The organism is Rhizobium sp. N122 (assembly GCF_002211295.1).
GTDB lineage: Bacteria > Pseudomonadota > Alphaproteobacteria > Rhizobiales > Rhizobiaceae > Rhizobium.
The window spans coordinates 56,354-72,302 of record NZ_LOKU01000002.1 but is presented as its reverse complement, the minus strand read 5'-3'; the positions used below and the strand labels follow the sequence as shown (position 1 = coordinate 72,302).

Here is a 15,949-nt window from a genome sequence, read left to right as displayed (position 1 = left end):
TACGGCGGGAAGGAACTTATTAACCTTCCTTTTCTATCCCGGTAGGGTCGTAATTTGTTAGGCATGAGTGAGTAGCGGACGCATGCGTTTTCCCAGAACCAATTTGACGGATGCCGGGGACTTTTCCAGCGGGATTGAAACGGACCTTCCGGCGGTAGAGCCGGGAGAAAAGCCGGCGGCGCCGATCTGGCAGAGCAATTTTTCCCTCGCGCCGAACGTCCGTTTTACCCGCACGCCGGAAACGCTGATCAGCAAGCGGCGGGCGCCGGATGAACCCGTCCGCGATGATTCGCAGATTGAACAGCAGGCGATACGGATCGAGCCGGTCGCCGTAGATGTGCCCTTCGATATCTATCTGCCGGAGGCGGACGAACTTCCCGCAGCACCGCAGATGATCGAACTGCAGCCATCTTTCGTTCCCGACGAGCCGGCCGCGCCGGCCTTCCGGGCCACCGCCGAGCTTTCTTCCATTTCGGATTTCGCCTTCTGGGAGGTCATGGCCTTCGAAGAGGCCGAGCCGGTTCGCGCCCCTGCCGTGATCTCGTTCCCGAAGGCCGAGACGGCGCCAGAATCGATCACGTCGCTGTTCCGCATCATGGAATGGCGCCCGGGCCGGCCGGCCGCTGCTCCCGTCGCCTCCCGCCCGGTTCCGCCGGCGCCTGCGCCCTCCGCAAAGCCTGCCCCGCGCCCTCCGGCCGCCATATCCCTAGAACGGCCGCGGCGCATTCCTGTCGAGATCCCTGTTGTGCCGGCTCCCGCGCCTGCACCGAACTCGCCGATTGCGCCCGCGCCTCAGGCGGCGCCTTCTCTTCACGTCGCTCCAGCCCCTCAGGTCGCGCCAGTGCCCCAGCGCACGCCGCCCGTCGCCGCGGTTCTGCCGTCGCCGCGCCTGGCGGCAAGGCCGGAAAGGATCGACGCCTCCGGCTATGAATTCCCGCCGCGTGCCCTGTTGCAGGAGCCGCCGGAGCGGCTCGGCGAGATCATGTCGCAGGAGACGCTGGAGCAGAATGCCGGGCTTCTGGAAAGTGTGCTTGAAGATTTCGGCATCAAGGGCGAGATCATCCATGTCCGCCCCGGTCCCGTCGTCACCCTTTATGAATTCGAGCCGGCGCCGGGCGTGAAGTCGTCGCGCGTCATCGGCCTGGCCGACGATATCGCCCGCTCGATGTCGGCGCTGTCGGCCCGTGTCGCCGTCGTGCCCGGCCGCAACGTCATCGGCATCGAATTGCCGAACGTCACCCGCGAAACGGTCTATTTCCGCGAAATGATCGAGAGCCAGGATTTCGAGAAGAGCGGCTATAAGCTGGCGCTCGGCCTCGGCAAGACGATCGGCGGCGAGCCTGTCATTGCCGAGCTTGCCAAGATGCCGCATCTGCTCGTCGCCGGCACCACCGGCTCGGGTAAGTCGGTCGCCATCAACACGATGATTCTGTCGCTGCTCTACCGTATGACGCCGGAACAGTGCCGGCTGATCATGGTCGACCCGAAGATGCTCGAACTCTCCGTCTATGACGGCATTCCCCATCTCCTGACGCCCGTCGTTACCGATCCGAAGAAGGCGGTGATGGCGCTGAAATGGGCCGTGCGCGAAATGGAAGAGCGTTACCGCAAGATGTCGCGCCTCGGCGTGCGCAATATCGACGGTTACAACGACCGCGTGGCGCAGGCCCGCGACAAGGGCGAGACCATCCATGTCATGGTCCAGGTCGGCTTCGATAAGGGCACCGGCGCCCCGATCGAGGAAAGCCAGGCGCTGGACCTGACGCCGATGCCTTATATCGTCGTCATTGTCGACGAAATGGCCGACCTGATGATGGTCGCCGGCAAGGAAATCGAAGGCGCGATCCAGCGTCTGGCGCAGATGGCGCGCGCGGCCGGCATCCATCTGATCATGGCGACGCAGCGCCCGTCGGTCGACGTCATCACCGGCACGATCAAGGCGAACTTCCCGACCCGCATTTCCTTCCAGGTCACCTCGAAGATCGACAGCCGCACCATCCTCGGCGAACAGGGCGCAGAACAGCTGCTCGGCCAGGGCGATATGCTGCATATGCAGGGCGGCGGGCGGATTTCCCGCGTCCACGGTCCCTTCGTCTCGGATGCCGAGGTCGAGAAGGTCGTTGCCCATCTGAAGACCCAGGGCCGCCCCGAATATCTCGACACCGTTACCGCCGACGAGGAGGAAGAGCCCGAAGAGGAGGAAGCCGGCGCCGTCTTCGACAAGAGCGCCATGGCCTCCGAGGATGGCAACGAGCTCTACGAGCAGGCGGTCAAGGTCGTCATGCGCGACAAGAAGTGCTCCACCTCCTACATCCAGCGCCGCCTCGGCATCGGCTACAACAGAGCCGCCTCGTTGGTCGAGCGCATGGAAAAGGAAGGCCTGGTCGGGCCGGCCAACCATGTCGGCAAGCGCGAGATCGTTTCCGGTCGGGGTGACGGCGATTAATCAGGCGCGGAGTGCGTTACGCACTCTGCCAATTGCACTGTCTCGCTGACGAATGCGGTCTTTCCACCGGTGTAGACGTCCCAATCGCCGCCTGCCTCTACAGCCAGGCGGCGTTTCAGATCGGCATAGGCCGTGGCCCTTTCGGGGTGATCCCGAAGGTAGTCTCGAAACAGGATGCGCTCCCGATGGGCGCGATTGCCGGGGCCGCAGAGATAGAGCTTGAACCCATAGGCTTCGTGATCTCGGGTGAACGCCCAGCGTTTGTCTCCCCTATCGCCGTGGAAGACAAAATCGGCAGCGCGCACCATTTCGATCGCCATTGGCAGAACGTCGTCGGAGATCGTGACGACATCGAGATCGATCTTCGGCTTGGCCGCCAGGCCGGGCACCGACGTGCTGCCGATATGGTCGATGGACAGCACGAGATTGCCAGGCAGGATGGAGATCCCGGCGCTGATGTCAGCAAAGAGCCGCGGCCAGGAAGGATCGTAGTCGACCACTTGGATGGCGCCCATGCCCTTCCTCTCAATTGCGGTCAATGCACCTCGGCGAGCAGCCCGTCGAGGATCGTGACCATCTTCTGCTTGGCCTCTTCGAGCGAGCCGCTATTGTCGAGTTCCGCCACGTCGTAGTCGCCGCGCACCGTCAGCGGCCCGCGGGCAAGTCTGGCCATGATATCCTCATGCGTCTCGCGCCCGCGCGCCTCCAGCCGGCTGGCAAGCACTTCCGGGCGAGCGGTGACGTTGATCACCTTGAGCCGCGGGAAAGCCGCCTGGAAACGGTGAAGCGCCGAGCGCGAGCCATTGGCGACGACGACATGGCCGCGCGACAATGCCACCGAGACCTCGGCCGGAATACCGTATTTCAAGCCGTGCGCCTCCCACCAGACGGCGAAGGAGCCCGACTGCTCCATGGCGGCAAATCCTTGGAGGGAGACGGAAAGATGGTCTTCGCCGCCGGCGTCGCGGTGGCGGGTGATGACGCGGCGGGTGAAATGAACCTCGGCACGGCCGGCGAAATGCCGGGCGGCAAGGTTCATCAGCGTGTCCTTGCCGGCGCCGCTCGGCCCGACGACGACGACCATGATGCCGCGCTCGGCTCCGGCTCCTGGATGGGGTTCGTACGGGCTCATGCGACACGGCGTCCTTGGCGCCAGACGGAGCGTGTCACCGGCACGCCATGCGAACGGTGGACGCGGACGAGATCGGCGCGCAGCCCGGTGGCGATCCGGCCGCGGTCGTTGAGACTGACGGTGCGCGCCGGCGTCGACGTCACCATGGCGATCGCCTTCGGCAGGGTGATGCTCTCGACTTCATCGGCGAGGATGAAGGGCGCATGCAGCAGGCTGAGCGGCACGTAATCGGAAGACAGCACGTCGAGCACGCCCATCTCGGCGAGGTCGCGGGCGGCGATATTGCCGGAGTGGGATTTGCCGCGCACGATGTTCGGCGCGCCCATCAGCACGCTCATGCCATGTTCGTGCGAGGCGCGGGCGGCATCGAAGCTGGTCGGGAATTCGGCAAGCCGCACGCCGTTGTCGATCGCCTCGTCGACATGGGAGAGCGTCGCGTCGTCATGGCTTGCGACGGTGATGCCGCGCTCGGCGCAGACCTTGGCGATGGCATTGCGATGCGGTGTCGAATTGCGCGCCGATTCCGCCTGGCGCTTGGCGACGAAGCGCGCGAAGACCTCGTCGCTTAAGCCCCGCTTCTTCTGATAATAGAAGATATATTGATCCATCGTCTGGAACTGCCGCTGGCCGGGGGCATGATCCATCAGCGAGACCAGGCGCACATGCCGGTCGTTTTCGAAATCGGCGAAATGTTCGAGCACATTGTCGGCCGAGACCTCGCAGCGCAGGTGGAGGAGATGCTCGGCGCGCAGCCGGCCTTCCTTCTCCGCCGACTGGATGGCATCGGCCATCTCGCGCATCTCGCCATGTTCGAAGCCGCCGTCCTCATCAGCCCCCATGCGCAGGCAGTCGAACACCGTGGTGATGCCCGAGGTGACGATCTGGGCGTCATGCGCCTGCACCGCGGCCGTCTTGTTCCAGCGGATGCCGGGACGCGGCTGATAATGGCCTTCGAGATGGTCGGTATGCAACTCGACGAGGCCGGGAATGATGTAATCGCCTTCGAAATCTTCGCCGGCTACCGAGTTGCCTTCGGAAATATCGGCGATCTTGCCGTCGCGAATGACAATCGACCCCGCGAGGATGTCATCCTCAAGAACGATGCGGGCGTTGGAAAACACGGTCTCTTTGCTCATCTCGTCGGGTCTTTCAGCTTTTGGCGCCGGAAAGCGGCAGCCAGGAATGAACTTTGAACGGTGCGCCGCGCGTTTCCTCGGTGAAGACGGCGAGGCCGGAAATCGTAAGCGGCCGGCCGGTGAAATCGGCAAAACGTTCGGTCAGAATGGTTTTCATCACCGCGGCGCGTGGCTCGGGCACCTGGCCGGTGAGCGTCATGTGGAAGCCGAAATCCTCCATCACATAGGGATAACCCCAGCGCTGCAGATTGGCGCGCTGGCTGTCGCTGAGCTTCTCCGGGTTGCGCCGCGCCATATCGGCTTCGGACAACGCTGCGCGAAACGGTTCGAAGGACCTTACCACCTTCGCGGCGAAATCCTGAAGCGGTTGATGAACAGAACCGGGAACAAGGGCAAAAAAACGGCCGAGCTGGCCGAGCACCAGTTCGGGAACCTCGAAGGCTTCAGTGCGCGCGGCAAACTCCTCGACGACGGCCATCAGATCCCTCTCGGTGACCGAAGCGGCGAGCGAAAACGGCGCCTTGATCGTCGCGTGAAAGCCGTAGCGGCGCGGATCGGCGGTCAGGTCGAACTGCTCTGCCGCACCGAGTTGCTCATGCTCCGGTGCAGGATAGGTCTCGTCACTGAAAGCATCGCGGCCGAGCCAGCGCGAGGCCGCGCCGGTCAGGGGATCATCCTTCGGCGGCGAGAAATAGAGAGCGTAGCGCAAGGCTTTTATCCTGGGGATCGTCGAAACGGGGAGCGCAATGTGCAGTGATTTGGCGGCGAACCGCAAGCAGGTTCCCGGCTAAAAGATTTCCGTGACAGAATGATGATGGCGGCAGCGCCGCCACAGCCTTTCCGGCCGATGGCTCAGTGGGTTTTCGTGCCCATCAGCCGGTGGCGCAGCGCGTTCGAGGCGGCGTCGAAAAGGAAGACGACGATCAGGATCAGGATGACCATGTAGGCGACGTTTTCCCAGTTGGCGTTGGTGCGCATCGCCTCCCAGAGTTTGAGACCGATGCCGCCGGCGCCGACGGCGCCGATAATCGTCGCGCCACGCACGTTCGATTCCCATTGGTAGAGCGTCTGGCTGACGATGACGGGAACGATCTGCGGCATAATGCCGTAACGATGGACCAGCACGGCTTGAGCGCCGGTCGATTTGATGCCTTCCCGCGGCTTGTTGTCGATATTCTCCAGCCCTTCGGAATAGAGCTTGCCGAGCGTACCGGTCTCGGTGAGGAAGATCGCGCCGCTGCCGGCAAGCGGGCCGGGCCCGAAGGCGCGTGTCAGGAACAGCGCCCAGATCAGCATGTCGACCGACCGCAGGAAATCGAAGAAACGCTTGAGCATCTGATTGAGCAGCCGGTTCGGCGTGATGTTGCGTGCCGCCAGGAAGGCGAGCGGGAAAGCGGCGAGCGACCCCAGCAGCGTTCCGAGGAATGCCATGACGATCGTCTGGAAAAGTTTGGTCCAGACGTCGCCATGCTGCCATTCGCTGTTGTTCCAGATGTCGTCGAAGGCGAGCGACAGGTTGGACTGGTCGGGCTTGATGCGCGGCTCGGAGATAATGAGGCTGACGACCTCGCCGATCGGCTTGTCGAAGAAGGACGATTGTGTGTCGAAGACGAAATTCGCCCAGCCGATGAAACGCTTGCGGATTTTCACCCGGTCGACTGAGATGCTGACATTGCCGGCAAAGCCGAGATCGGCAAGCACATTGTCGTCATAGACGGTCATCCAGCCGGGCACCGGCCCGATCACCTTCGGCGCACCGCTCGAAACCTCGACCGGCACGCTGACGCCATGGGCGGTGACGATTGTCTTGTTCTTCGAGACTGTGACGCTGCGGCTGGTACCGCTGATCGAAACGGTGATGCTGCCATCGGGATTGTTGACCAGCCAGTCGGGATGGGGATTGTCGCCGAGCGGCGAGAAGCGCGGGTAACGCACTTCGATCGAGCCGTCGTCCTGAATGCGGAATTCCGGCTGAACGTCGTAGCTTATCCATTGGCTGAGATAGATGCCGACGCGCTCCCAATGGGCTTCGGCGAACAGCTTGGGCAGGTCGAAGAACCAGACGGCATAGAGGCTGTAGAGCAGCGTCGCGATCAGGATCATCAGCCCGCCGAAACGCTGGCGGAACGACCGGTGGAAATATTCCGGATAGCGCGCTTCGATCTCGTGCATCCGGTTGGCGTCGATCACCGTCATGGCGGCCTCAATGTTGCAGGAGGAAGGCGTGCTCGCCGACGAGGCGGCGACGCAGCCATGCTGAGAACTGGTCGACGGCGACGATCGTCACGAACAGCAGCAGAATGAGCGCCATCGTCTTGGCGCCGAAGCCGCGCGAGATCGAAAGCTTCAGTTCCTCGCCGATGCCGCCGCCGCCGACGGCGCCGATGATGGTCGAGGCGCGCACGTTGATCTCGAGACGCAGCAGCGCATAGGAGGTGAAGTTCGGCAGCACTTGCGGCAGGGCGGCGAAGCGCACGCGCTCGCACCAGTTGGCGCCGACCGCTTTCATGCCCTCATGCGGCTTCATGTCGATATTTTCGGCCACCTCGTAGAAAAGTTTGCCGAGCGCGCCGATCGTGTGCAGGGTGATGGCGATGATGGCGGCGACCGGCCCGATCGACAGGATCGCCGAAAACAGGCCGGCAATGACGATTTCGGGGAAGGCGCGCAAAAATTCCATCAGGCGTTTGGTGAAGTTGCGCAGCGGCCATGAACGCGTCAGGTTGCGCGCGGCAAAGAAGCTCAAGGGAACGGCAAAGACGAAGGCGACGATCGTCGAGATCAGCGCCACGTTGATCGTCACGATCATCAGCTCGAAATATTCGGGAATGTAGAAGGCGCCTGAGATATAGACGCGGCCCTTGTCGAAATTGAATTCCTCCCCGCCCTTGTCGTTCACGCTCGCTATGTCGAACAGCGCGCGCCAGACGTCGTTCCACTCCTTAGGAATGAGCCAGCTCAGGAAATCGAAAAGATGCGGCAGGCGGTCGAAGAAATGGCCGGCATTGCTCTCGTCGGCGAAGCGGACGGAGCTTGCGAAAGCCGCAATCAGAATAACCAGGCCGAGGATGGTGTAGAAGCGACGCCTGGCGACCATCCGCTCCCAAGCGGTGCGGATCTCCCTGGTGCTCTGCATCTGCGGCTGTGTATCGGCAACAGTCATGGACGCCTCGCCCGGTTACAAAGAAGGGCGGCCGTTTCCGGCCGCCCCGCATTCAAGAGGCCGATCAGCCGCCGATGGCAGCTTTGCGGACTTCGACGACGGTGTTGTAGAACTCGTGCTTGACGGGGGCATAGCCCTTGTAGTCGCCGCCTTCGATAGCGGCGAAGCACTTGTGATCCTTTTCCGGCAGCGCCGTGAAGAAGGCTGCAAGCTTCGTCTGCCAATCCTCACCGAGAGCGTTGCGAACGACGAGCGGGCCGTTCGGGATCAGCGGCGAACGCCAGACTTCAACCAGCTTGTTCGGATCGACGGCGCCCTTATCGACTTCCTTGCGGAAGGTGCCCGAGGTGTAGCCGTCCTTGAAATCGCCGATGCCCGACGAGTCGTCGACGGCGACGTCGACCTTGCCGTCATAAGCGGCGAGAAGGTTGTTCTCGTGGCCGCCATTGAACTGCGTGGAAGCGAAGAACTTGTCGTTCGGCATGCCCGTGTCCTTCGGGATCTGCGTCAGCGGAACGAGATAACCCGAGGTTGAGTCCGGATCGGCGTAGCCGAGCTTCTTGCCCTTGGCGTCCTGGATGGTCTTGATACCGGATGATTTCAGGGCGAGGCCGATCGAGTGGTAGCCGGTCGAACCGTCCTTCTGCTGCGTCGTGAGGATCGGCGTGACAGCCTTCGGATCCTTGATGTAGACGGCTGCGTAGCCCGAAGCGCCGAGTTCGGCGAAGTCCAGCGTGCCGCCGAGCAGGCCCTGGATGACGCCGTCATAATCGGCGGCCGGGAACAGCGAGACCTTCTCGAAGCCGAATTCCTGCTTCAGGTGGTCGGCGAGGCAGGCATAGTTGCGCAGGCGGTCGGTTTCGTTTTCGCCGCCGAGGATGCCGATGCGGAATTCCTTGAGGTCTGCAGCATTGGCGGCGCCGGCGAGCGCGAAGAGCGCCGTTGCTGCAAAGAGTGCTTTCTTCAACATGTGTCTCTCCTATTGACCGGTATTCCCCGGTCTCCCGTTACGAAGAAGTGTGCCCTTGACGCGGGCGCTCGATCGCGGCCGCCTCGCTCAGAGGCCGGCCAGCGCCAGCGGTTGGACGCCGGCGGATTGATTGTCTGCCCGCTCGGGAGCGATGTTGATCGATGTCGAGGTCATCGTTTCGTCGATGCCGGCGCCGTCCTTGTCCGTCCCGTAGATTGCTTTCACTGCCTCGGCGGTCAGCTCCGAGGGCTTGCCGTCGAAGACGACGCGGCCGCCGGCCATGCCGACGATGCGCTCACAATAGTTGCGGGCGGTATCGAGCGTGTGGAGGTTGGTGATGACGGTGATGCCTTCGCGCTCGTTGATGTCGCGCAGCGCATCCATGACGATCTTGGCGTTCAGCGGATCGAGCGAGGCGATCGGCTCGTCGGCGAGCACCATTTTCGGGTTCTGCATTAGTGCGCGGGCGATCGCCACGCGCTGCTGCTGGCCGCCGGAAAGCGTGCCGGCCGGCTGCAGCGCCGTCTGTTCGATGCCGAGGCGTTCGAGGGCTGCGATGGCGTATACACGTTCTTCGCGGGTGAAGATGTTGAGCAGGCTGAGAAGCGTCGAGCGGTGGTTGAGGCGGCCGAGCATGACATTGGTGAGAACATCGAGGCGCGGCACCAGGTTGAACTGCTGGAAGATCATTGCGCAGTCGCGTTGCCAGTTGCGCAGCGCCCCGCCGCGAAGCCCGGAAACCTCGACGCCGGCGAAATGAATGGTGCCGGAGCTCGGCTCCTGCAGCCGGTTGATCATCCGCAACAGCGTCGACTTGCCGGCGCCGGAACGGCCGATGATGCCGACCATCTGGCCCTGCGGGATGGCGAGCGTGACGGAATCGACGGCGAGCTTTTTTCCGAAACGGCGTGTGACATTCTTGAGCTCGAACATCATGCTCTTCCCTTGCGATCCAGGCCTTTGGTCAGGATCGCATTAGTCCCGCTTGATGAACCTCGCGTGTCATATTTGTGTAGTTCGTGTCACAATTCTCCGCGCCTATATCGGAGGTTTAGCCACCATATCTCGCTAGAAAATCTTCCGCGCTCAGGTTGCGAAAATCCTGCAACGCCTGGCGCAAAAGGTCATGGTCCCAGTCCCACCAGGCAAGCCTGTCCATGCGCTCGCCGACCGCTTTCGAAAAGCGCTCGCGGATCAATTTAGCCGGCACCCCGCCGACGATCGAGTAGGCCGCGACATTCTTCGAGACGACAGCGCCGGCGCCGATCACCGCGCCGTTGCCGACGCTGATGCCCGGCAGGATCGTCGCCCCATGGCCGATCCAGACGTCGTGGCCGATCGTAACCCGGTTTGCGCGCCGCCAGGCGAAGAAGTCTTCCTCCATGTCGCCGTCCGGCCAGTAGTCGGCGGCGCGATAGGTGAAATGATGCAGTGTCGCCCGCCAGGTCGGATGGTTGGTGGCGTTGATGCGCACGGCGGCGGCAATATTGACGAACTTGCCGATCGTCGCGCACCAGATGGAGCCGTCCTGCATGATGTAGGAATAGTCGCCGAAGGTGGCTTCGCTGATGCGGCAGCGTTCGGAAACCTCCGTATAGCGCCCGAAGCTGGACTCGCTGACGGAGGCTGTCTCGTGGATATAGGGCTCGATACCCAGCTTGCGGCTCATGCGGCGATCTTTCCGGGAGAGAAGAGCTGGACGTCGAGAATGCGGTCGGCGACCGCCTCGCGTACTTCTTCGTCGTGGAAGATGCCGAGAAGGGCGACGCCCGCCTTCTTCTTCTCCTCGATCATGCCGACGACGACGGCACGGTTCCTGGCGTCGAGCGAGGCGGTGGGTTCGTCGAGGAGCAGGATTCTGTGCTCGGTGATGAAGCCACGGGCGATGTTGACGCGTTGCTGTTCGCCGCCGGAGAAGGTGGCGGGCGGAAGCTGCCAGAGCGCTTCCGGCAGGTTGAGCCGGGCAAGCAGGGCGCCGGCCTTCTCCCGTGCCGCGACGGCGTCTTCGCCGCGCGCCACCAGCGGTTCGGCGACCACGTCGATTGCCGCCACGCGCGGCACGGTGCGCAGGAACTGGCTGACGTAACCGAGCGTATGGCGCCGGACGTGGAGCACGGTGCGCGGGTCGGCGGCGGCGAGATCGACGATGCGCCCGTCGTGGCGGATGAGGATCTGGCCGGTATCAACGGCGTAATTGCCGTAGATCATCTTCAGCAGCGAACTCTTGCCGACGCCCGATGGGCCGCCGAGCACGACGCATTCGCCTGATGCGACCGAGAAGGCGACATTGGAAACGACGGGCAGCCGGATGCCGTCACGCAGATGCATGGTGAAGCTTTTCGAGACTTCGGAAACGACGAGGGGCGTTGGCATGATGTCTTCTTTCCTGGTTTGCACCGATTGCTCAGACCTGCAGGATCGAGGAGACGAGCAGCTGCGTGTAGGGTTCGCGCGGATCGTCGAGCACCCGGTCGGTAAGCCCGTGTTCGATGACGTAGCCGTCCTTCATCACCATCATCCGGTGCGAGAGCAGGCGGGCGACGGCGAGATCGTGGGTGACGACGATCGCCGAGAGGCCGAGGTCGTTGACGAGGCCGCGCACCAGATCGAGCAGGCGCGCCTGCACCGAGACGTCGAGGCCGCCTGTGGGTTCGTCCATGAAGACCAGGCGCGGGCCGGTGACGAGGTTGCGGGCGATCTGCAGGCGCTGGCGCATGCCGCCGGAAAAGGCGCGCGGCTGGTCGTCGATGCGGTCGGCGTCGATCTCGACCCGTTCCAGCCAGTCGATCGCCGAGGCGCGGATCTTGCCGTAGTGCCGGTCGCCGATTGCCATCAGCCTTTCGCCGACATTGGCGCCGGCCGACACCGCCATGCGCAGGCCGTCGGCCGGGTTCTGGTGCACGAAGCCCCAATCGGTGCGCATCAGGAAGCGCCGCTCGGCCTCGTTCATCCGGTAGAGATCGCGGTAGCTGCCGTCGCGCATGCGGTATTCGACGCTGCCGGTGCTTGGCAGCAGCCGGGTGGAGAGGCAGTTCATCAGCGTCGTCTTGCCGGAACCGGACTCACCGACGATGGCCAGCACTTCGCCCGGCCAGAGATCGAAGGAAACGTCGCGGCAGCCGATGCGGTTGCCGTAGAATTTCGAAACGTCGTGGACTTTGAGAAGCGGGATATCGCTCATTCTGCAGCCTCCCGGGCGAGCATTTCGCCGGCATGCCCCTGCGCGCGGCGGTCTTCGCAATGATCGGTGTCGGAGCAGACGAACATGCGCCTGCCCTTGTCGTCGAGAACCACTTCGTCGAGATAGACATCTTCAGCGCCGCAAAGGGCGCAGGGCTTGTCGAAGCGCTGGATGTCGAAGGGATAATCCTCAAAATCCAGGCTGACGACGTCGGTATAGGGCGGAACCGCATAGATGCGCTTCTCGCGGCCGGCGCCGAAGAGCTGCAGCGCCTCCGACATGTGCATCTTCGGATTGTCGAATTTCGGCGTCGGCGACGGGTCCATCACGTAGCGGCCGTGGACCTTCACCGGATAGGCGTAGGTCCTGGAGATCCGGCCGTTATGGGTGATATCCTCGTAGAGCTTCACATGCATGAGGCCGTATTCCTCGAGCGCATGCATCTTGCGCGTCTCGGTCTCGCGCGGCTCGAGGAAGCGCAGCGGCTCGGGGATCGGCACCTGGTAGACGAGTACCTGACCGGCCTTGAGTTTTTCCTCGGGGATGCGGTGGCGCGTCTGGATGATCGTCGCCTCGCCGGTATGCGTCGTCACCGCGACATTGGCGACCTTCTGGAAGAAAGCGCGGATGGAAACGGCATTGGTCGTGTCGTCGGCGCCCTGGTCGATGACCTTCAGCACGTCGTCGGGCCCGATGATCGAGGCCGTCACCTGCACGCCGCCGGTACCCCAGCCGTAGGGCATCGGCATTTCGCGCGAGGCGAAGGGCACCTGATAGCCGGGAATGGCGATCGCCTTCAGGATGGCGCGGCGGATCATCCGCTTGGTCTGTTCGTCGAGATAGGCGAAGTTGTAGCTGGCCAGATCGCTCATTCGGCGGCTTCCTTCATGTCTTCGCCGGCGTTGCGGGCGGCTTCGAATTCGCGGCGCATGCGGCGAACGAGATCGAGTTCGGCCTGGAAGTCCACATAATGCGGAAGCTTCAGGTGCTCGACGAAGCCGGTCGCCTGGACATTGTCGGAATGGGAGATAACGAATTCCTCGTCCTGGGCCGGCGCGGTGATGTCCTCGCCGAGCTCTTCAGCCCGCAATGCGCGATCGACCAGCGACATCGCCATCGCCTTGCGCTCGCTCTGGCCGAAAACCAGGCCGTAGCCGCGGGTGAATTGGGGCGGCGCCTTGGCGGACCCCTTGAACTGGTTGACCATCTGGCATTCGGTGACCTGGATCGTGCCGAGCGAGACGGCGAAACCGAGTTCGGGCACGTCGAATTCCACCTCGACCTCGCCGATGCGGATTTCACCGGTGAAGGGATGGTTGCGGCCGTAGCCGCGCTGGGTGGAATAACCGAGCGCCAGCAGGAAGCCTTCGTCGCCGCGAGCGAGCGCCTGCAGGCGCAGATCGCGGGTCATCGGGAATTCCATCGGCTCGCGGGTCAGGTCGCCGATCTGGTGATCTTCGGGCATGTCGCCGTCAGCCTCGATCAGGCCTTCCTCGCCGAGGATCTCGGAGACGCGCATGACGCGGCCGGCCTCGGCGGCGCGCTGGGCGGGCGCCTCGACCGCCTCGTCTGAAAGCAGGGAGGGATCGAGCAGACGGTGCGTATAGTCGAAGGTAGGCCCGAGAAGCTGGCCGCCCGGCAGATCCTTGTAGGTCGCCGAGATGCGTCGTTCGATCGTCATATCAGCCGTGTCGAGCGGCCTGGAATAGCCGAAACGCGGCAGCGTCGTGCGGTAGGCGCGCAGAAGGAAGATCGCCTCGATCATGTCGCCGCGCGCTTGGCGCACCGCGAGTGCGGCGAGCGTGCGGTCGAAAAGCGAGGCTTCGGCCATCACCCGGTCGACGGCGAGGGCCAGCTGCGCCACGATCTGGTCGATGCCGATCGCCGGCAGCGAACGGTCGCCGCGGCGGCGGTCGGCCAGCAGGCGGTGGGCATTGGCGATGGCGGCCTCGCCACCTTTGACGGCAACATACATGAGCTCAGATCTCCGTTGCTGTGATCTTGGTGGTGCGCGGCAGGCAGAGAAAACGCCCGCCCGATGTCAGCACGATGTCGATGCCGCGCGGGAAGAGCGCGCGGTTCTCGATCCAGAGCCGCAGGAAAGTCTCCGGCAGGCCGACAGGCGCAATTTCCGTCACACTCTGAATACCGGGACCCATCAGCGCCAGCCTGCGCCCACCTTCGAGTTCGGAAAGTTCGATCACGAGCGTCGTCGAACGGTCGGGATATTCCTGCGTGCCTGAGGCGAAGAGGCTGAAGGGACAAAGCGCGGTGCCCGCTTCCGTGAAGGCGAAGCGCGCCTCGGCCTTCTCCGTGGTCAGCGGCGCGCCGGTGTGGAAACCGAGCCACTCCGGCACGGCCGATTTCGCCAACCCCTGGGAAAGCCAGACCGGCGTGTCGTGGTCGCAAAGTGCGAGCGCGATCGCGCCCGCGGCAACGCCGAGCGGCAGAGGCGGCGCAGCCTCGGGCTGGACGGTCTGGATCGTGCCGGGGCGGGCCATGCCGTCCATCAGCATCTTGAAAACGCTCTGGGCGTGGAAGACCGGGTCGGCAAAACCGCCGGTGAGAGCTTCTGTCTTCAGGCCCATCAGTTGTCTCCCCTGACCATGGTGAAGAAGTCGACGCGGGTCGCCGCCGTCTCCTCCGCCTTGCGGCGTTCCGCAGCGGCGATCCGCTCAGTGATCGGTAAAAGCAGCGCCCGTTCGACGAAATCCTTGGTCGCCTCCTCCTGCCAGAGTGCGTCGAAGATCGCCGCAAGCCGGGCCTTCTCACGGTCGGTGCCGAGCGCCTGGGCATGTCCGACAGAGCCGGAGTCGAGCCGGACCGTGGCCCGGGTCACCGTCACTTCGCCGAGGTTGAAGGGGGCGCCGCCACCGCCGATGCGGCCGCGCACCATCACCAGCCCGGTCTGCGGCCCGCGCACCGGATGCGTTGCGGGCTTTTCCGGCAAGGCATCCCAGACTGCCTGGAGTTCGCTGCGTTCCGCGCGCGCCAGCAGATCGGCGGCGCGTTTGCGCCCGGATGCCGTCTGTGACGCAGCGTCTGTCCTGTCCGCCGATATCATCGCCACTTCCTCTTAAATGTCTATTGATATAGACAACCATACAAGCTATACCTACGCTTAAATCGATGTCGTGACAAGCGTGTGACATCGGGCACGGGAATGGGGGCGGAATGGCGGGATTGAAGCAGGTGCAAAGGCAGACCGGCGTGGCACTCTGGCGCCAGATTGCCGACCGGATTCGTGAGGCGATCGGCAATGGAGCCTATGACGAAACCGGAATGGTGCCGCCGGAAACGGTCCTGGCGCTGCAATTCGGCGTCAACCGGCACACGGTGCGCAGCGCCCTGGCGGCCTTGGCGCAGGAGGGGATCGTCCGCGCGGTACAAGGTCGCGGCACGCTGATCGAGCGCAAGGAGCGGCTGAATTTCCCGATCACCCGGCGCACCCGCTTCACGTCAGGCATCGGCGACCAGGCGCGCGAGATGCGCAGCCTACTGCTCGATGAGGTGCAGGAGGAAGCAAGCGCCGAGGTCGCCCGGTGGCTGGGTCTGAAGCAGGGAGAGCAGGTGATCCGGCTGGAAACATTGCGTCAGGCGGACAAGCGGCCGGTGTCAAAAGCGACGAGCTGGTTTCCCGCCCAGCGCTTCGCCGGGATTGGTGAAGCCTATCGCAAGCACGAGTCGATCACCAAGGCCTTTGCCGAGCTTGGCCTGCCGGACTATGTCCGTGCGACGACCGAAGTGACGGCCGCCCATGCGAATACGGCCGATCTGGCCGATCTGGAGCTGACGCCCGGCGCGATCCTGCTGATCGCCAAGGCGATGAACACCGATCTTGACGGTGTGCCGGTGCAATATTCGATCAGCCGCTTTGCGGCCGACCGAGTGCAGTTCACGATTGAGAACTGAGGGCGGCCT

The 15,949-nt window shown here is 63.6% G+C and carries 17 protein-coding genes; 2 read left to right on the top strand and 15 right to left on the bottom strand.

Going from position 1 to position 15,949, the window contains the following annotated elements; all coding sequences use genetic code 11:
• Window positions 1-82 precede the first annotated feature (82 nt).
• Complete coding sequence (locus tag ATY75_RS02195; RefSeq protein WP_088936304.1) at window positions 83-2,446, top strand: DNA translocase FtsK; 2,364 nt, start codon at window positions 83-85, stop codon at window positions 2,444-2,446.
• On the opposite strand, the gene ATY75_RS02190 is transcribed toward ATY75_RS02195, so the two are convergent.
• The 15 genes from ATY75_RS02190 to phnG all read right to left on the bottom strand — a co-directional run bounded on the left by ATY75_RS02190 (window position 2,443) and on the right by phnG (window position 15,092).
• A complete protein-coding gene (locus tag ATY75_RS02190) occupies window positions 2,443-2,961 on the bottom strand; it encodes a GrpB family protein (RefSeq protein WP_088936303.1) in 519 nt (172 codons plus the stop codon). The two genes, ATY75_RS02195 and ATY75_RS02190, sit on opposite strands and share 4 nt — an antisense overlap.
• 20 nt (window positions 2,962-2,981) lie before the next feature.
• Window positions 2,982-3,578 (bottom strand): phosphonate metabolism protein/1,5-bisphosphokinase (PRPP-forming) PhnN, encoded by a 597-nt coding sequence (gene phnN / locus ATY75_RS02185; RefSeq protein WP_088936302.1) that lies wholly within the window; start codon window positions 3,576-3,578, stop codon window positions 2,982-2,984.
• Window positions 3,575-4,714, bottom strand: a complete 1,140-nt coding sequence (locus ATY75_RS02180; RefSeq protein WP_064835738.1) for an alpha-D-ribose 1-methylphosphonate 5-triphosphate diphosphatase — start codon at window positions 4,712-4,714, stop codon at window positions 3,575-3,577. Before ATY75_RS02180 ends, phnN begins: the two co-directional genes overlap by 4 nt.
• 13 nt (window positions 4,715-4,727) lie before the next feature.
• Complete coding sequence (locus tag ATY75_RS02175; RefSeq protein WP_088936394.1) at window positions 4,728-5,423, bottom strand: DUF1045 domain-containing protein; 696 nt, start codon at window positions 5,421-5,423, stop codon at window positions 4,728-4,730.
• 143 nt (window positions 5,424-5,566) lie between these two features.
• Window positions 5,567-6,910 (bottom strand): phosphonate ABC transporter, permease protein PhnE, encoded by a 1,344-nt coding sequence (phnE, locus tag ATY75_RS02170; RefSeq protein ID WP_088936301.1) that lies wholly within the window; start codon window positions 6,908-6,910, stop codon window positions 5,567-5,569.
• A 7-nt stretch (window positions 6,911-6,917) separates the two neighbouring features.
• Window positions 6,918-7,877: a phosphonate ABC transporter, permease protein PhnE gene (gene phnE / locus ATY75_RS02165; protein WP_088936300.1), complete on the bottom strand. Its 960-nt coding sequence runs from the start codon at window positions 7,875-7,877 to the stop codon at window positions 6,918-6,920.
• Window positions 7,878-7,941: 64 nt separating this feature from the next.
• The gene (gene phnD / locus ATY75_RS02160) at window positions 7,942-8,847 is read right to left on the bottom strand and encodes a phosphonate ABC transporter substrate-binding protein (RefSeq protein ID WP_054182174.1); all 906 of its coding nucleotides are present in this window, start codon (window positions 8,845-8,847) and stop codon (window positions 7,942-7,944) included.
• An 87-nt stretch (window positions 8,848-8,934) separates the two neighbouring features.
• Window positions 8,935-9,780: a phosphonate ABC transporter ATP-binding protein gene (phnC, locus tag ATY75_RS02155; protein ID WP_088936299.1), complete on the bottom strand. Its 846-nt coding sequence runs from the start codon at window positions 9,778-9,780 to the stop codon at window positions 8,935-8,937.
• 118 nt (window positions 9,781-9,898) lie between these two features.
• Window positions 9,899-10,516: a DapH/DapD/GlmU-related protein gene (locus tag ATY75_RS02150; RefSeq protein ID WP_088936298.1), complete on the bottom strand. Its 618-nt coding sequence runs from the start codon at window positions 10,514-10,516 to the stop codon at window positions 9,899-9,901.
• On the bottom strand, window positions 10,513-11,220 hold the full coding sequence (gene phnL, locus ATY75_RS02145) for a phosphonate C-P lyase system protein PhnL (RefSeq protein ID WP_088936297.1): 708 nt from the start codon (window positions 11,218-11,220) through the stop codon (window positions 10,513-10,515). The genes ATY75_RS02150 and phnL overlap by 4 nt, the downstream gene beginning before the upstream one ends.
• Before the next feature lie 31 nt (window positions 11,221-11,251).
• A complete protein-coding gene (gene phnK / locus ATY75_RS02140) occupies window positions 11,252-12,028 on the bottom strand; it encodes a phosphonate C-P lyase system protein PhnK (protein ID WP_088936296.1) in 777 nt (258 codons plus the stop codon).
• Window positions 12,025-12,900, bottom strand: coding sequence for an alpha-D-ribose 1-methylphosphonate 5-phosphate C-P-lyase PhnJ (locus tag ATY75_RS02135; protein ID WP_088936295.1), 876 nt, complete (start codon window positions 12,898-12,900; stop codon window positions 12,025-12,027). The genes phnK and ATY75_RS02135 overlap by 4 nt, the downstream gene beginning before the upstream one ends.
• Entirely contained in the window at window positions 12,897-14,003 is a 1,107-nt protein-coding gene (locus ATY75_RS02130; protein WP_088936294.1) for a carbon-phosphorus lyase complex subunit PhnI, read from the bottom strand. Before ATY75_RS02130 ends, ATY75_RS02135 begins: the two co-directional genes overlap by 4 nt.
• A gap of 4 nt (window positions 14,004-14,007) precedes the next feature.
• Entirely contained in the window at window positions 14,008-14,616 is a 609-nt protein-coding gene (phnH, locus tag ATY75_RS02125) for a phosphonate C-P lyase system protein PhnH (RefSeq protein ID WP_088936293.1), read from the bottom strand.
• Window positions 14,616-15,092, bottom strand: a complete 477-nt coding sequence (gene phnG / locus ATY75_RS02120) for a phosphonate C-P lyase system protein PhnG (RefSeq protein ID WP_088936292.1) — start codon at window positions 15,090-15,092, stop codon at window positions 14,616-14,618. Before phnG ends, phnH begins: the two co-directional genes overlap by 1 nt.
• A gap of 110 nt (window positions 15,093-15,202) precedes the next feature.
• Here phnG and phnF point away from each other — a divergent pair, with 110 nt between their 5' ends.
• Complete coding sequence (phnF, locus tag ATY75_RS02115; RefSeq protein WP_088936291.1) at window positions 15,203-15,940, top strand: phosphonate metabolism transcriptional regulator PhnF; 738 nt, start codon at window positions 15,203-15,205, stop codon at window positions 15,938-15,940.
• Window positions 15,941-15,949: the final 9 nt, after the last annotated feature.